Source organism: Rhizobacter sp. P1_G5 (assembly GCF_056405435.1).
In genome coordinates this window covers 1-1,909 of sequence record NZ_JBFUCB010000874.1, presented here as the reverse complement: position 1 = coordinate 1,909, position 1,909 = coordinate 1, and the positions used below count along the sequence as shown (strand labels likewise).

The 1,909-nt window shown below is 68.3% G+C and carries 2 protein-coding genes; both read left to right on the top strand.

What is annotated here, in order from left to right:
• A partial coding sequence (locus tag AC1D12_RS32185; protein WP_477845219.1) for a polysaccharide deacetylase family protein occupies positions 1–923 on the top strand: 923 nt, incomplete at its 5' end.
• 168 nt (positions 924–1,091) lie between these two features.
• Positions 1,092–1,739, top strand: a complete 648-nt coding sequence (locus AC1D12_RS32180) for a LysE family translocator (RefSeq protein WP_477845218.1) — start codon at positions 1,092–1,094, stop codon at positions 1,737–1,739.
• Positions 1,740–1,909 lie beyond the last annotated feature (170 nt).

Here is a 1,909-nt window from a genome sequence, read left to right as displayed (position 1 = left end):
TGGCAGCGCTGAGCTTCAACCTCAGGCTCGCGCTCGTGTTCGTGCTCGCCTGTCTCTGCTCACTCACCGCCCACGCACAGACCCTCGCGCTGACCTTCGACGATGGCGTGAATCCCGACACCGAACCGCTGGCCCGCGAGTGGAACGGCACGCTGCTGTCGGGGCTGCGCGCCGCATCGATCCCGTCGATGATCTTCCCGGCGCTGTCAGCCACGGGCCCGGGAGCCGGCCRCGATCTGGTGGCCGCGTGGTCTGCTGCCGGCCACGCGGTCGGCAACCACACCGCCCGGCACCGCAACCTGGCCTCGCCGAAGCTCACGCTTGCCGAGTTTGTGCAGGACGTCGAAGAGGCCGACCAGGCCTTCAACACGCTGCCCACCTGGGTGCCGATGCTGCGGTTCCCGTACCTGAAGGAAGGCGACACGCCGGCCAAGCGCGACGGCATGCGTGCCTGGATGAAGGACCACGGCTACCGGCCCGCGCCGGTTTCCATCGATACCAGCGACTGGTACTTCAACGAGGTCTGGCTCGATCAGCTCGCGGCCGGAAAGCGCAGCCAGTTCGAACCCCTGCAGAAGGCCTACATCCGCCACCTGCTGGACCGCGCGGGCTACTACGACAAGCTCGCACGCAGCACGCTGCACCGCAGCCCCGCGCATGTGATGCTGCTGCACGTCAACGCGATCAATGCCGCCTCGATCGGCGTGATCGCCCGCGAGTTCAGGGCACATGGCTGGAGTTTCGTGTCTCCGGCACAGGCCWTCGCCGATCCACTCTACGTGACGGCACCGTCGACACTGCCCGCCGGCGAGAGCATCGTGTGGTCCCTGGCCAAACAGGCCGGCGCGAAGAACCTGCGCTACCCAGCGGAAGATTCCGTCTACGAAGAACCCGGGCTGCGCGCGCAGCACCTGCTGCCGTAGCAGACGCCACCTCGCACGCCTCCAATGAGCGCGCAACCATGTTCATGACCTTCGAATCACTCCAGGCCCAGGCAGATCTGCAGACAGGAGCGGTGGAGGCATTGCCGTTGGACGTGGTGATTGCCAGGCTCGAGGCACGTTTCCCTGGATGAGACTGAAGAGCGACCCATGCACCTCGACACCCTGACCTCCAACCCCAACCTCGCCGTCGCCTGCACCGCCTACTTCATCGGTTGCGCGAGCCCCGGCCCGAGCATCGTCGCGCTGATGGGCACCGCGATGAACGGCGGCCGGGCGCCGGCGTTCGCACTCGCCGCCGGCATCACGCTGTCGTCATGGACACTCGGGCTTACCGCCGCGCTCGGCCTCGCGTCGCTGCTGGCCGCCTGGTCCGGCGCGCTGACGGTGGTCAAGGTGATCGGCGGGCTGTACCTGCTGTGGCTCGCGCTCAAGGCCGGGCGCTCGGCCCTGTCGCGCCACGATGCGGCCGATGCCGGCGCGGCCGGCCGCACCGGCAGCCTGCGGCAGATCTTCCTGAAGGGCGTCGCGATGCACATCACGAACCCGAAGGCCATCTTCGTCTGGCTGTCGACGATCTCGATGGGCCTGCCGGTCCATGCGTCGCCGACCGATTCGCTGGTCGTGTTCGCGGCCTGCAGCCTGCTGGGCCTGCTGATCTTCATCAGCTACGCGCTGCTGTTCTCCACCTCCGTCGCGCGGCGCGCCTACCGCTCGACCCGTCGCGTGTTCGACGGCACGATCGCGGTGTTCTTCGGCTTCGCCGGCCTGCGGATGCTGCTGTCGCGGCACCTGTGACCGGGCTGCCCCTCGTCAGCGCACCCGCAGGCCCGTCGCCCCGTCGAAGACGAACGCCGCACCCGGATCGAACGCCACGCTGACCCRCCGCCCGACCGCCTGGTCGAAATCCTTCGCACCCTTCACCGTCAGCTTGTGCGCGCCCACGTGCAGCGTGACGAGCGTGTGGT

Coding starts and splice junctions, on each gene's coding strand:
- AC1D12_RS32180 (WP_477845218.1), top strand. CDS start 1,092: ATGCACCTCGACACCCTGACCTCCAACCCCAACCTCGCCGTCGCCTGC.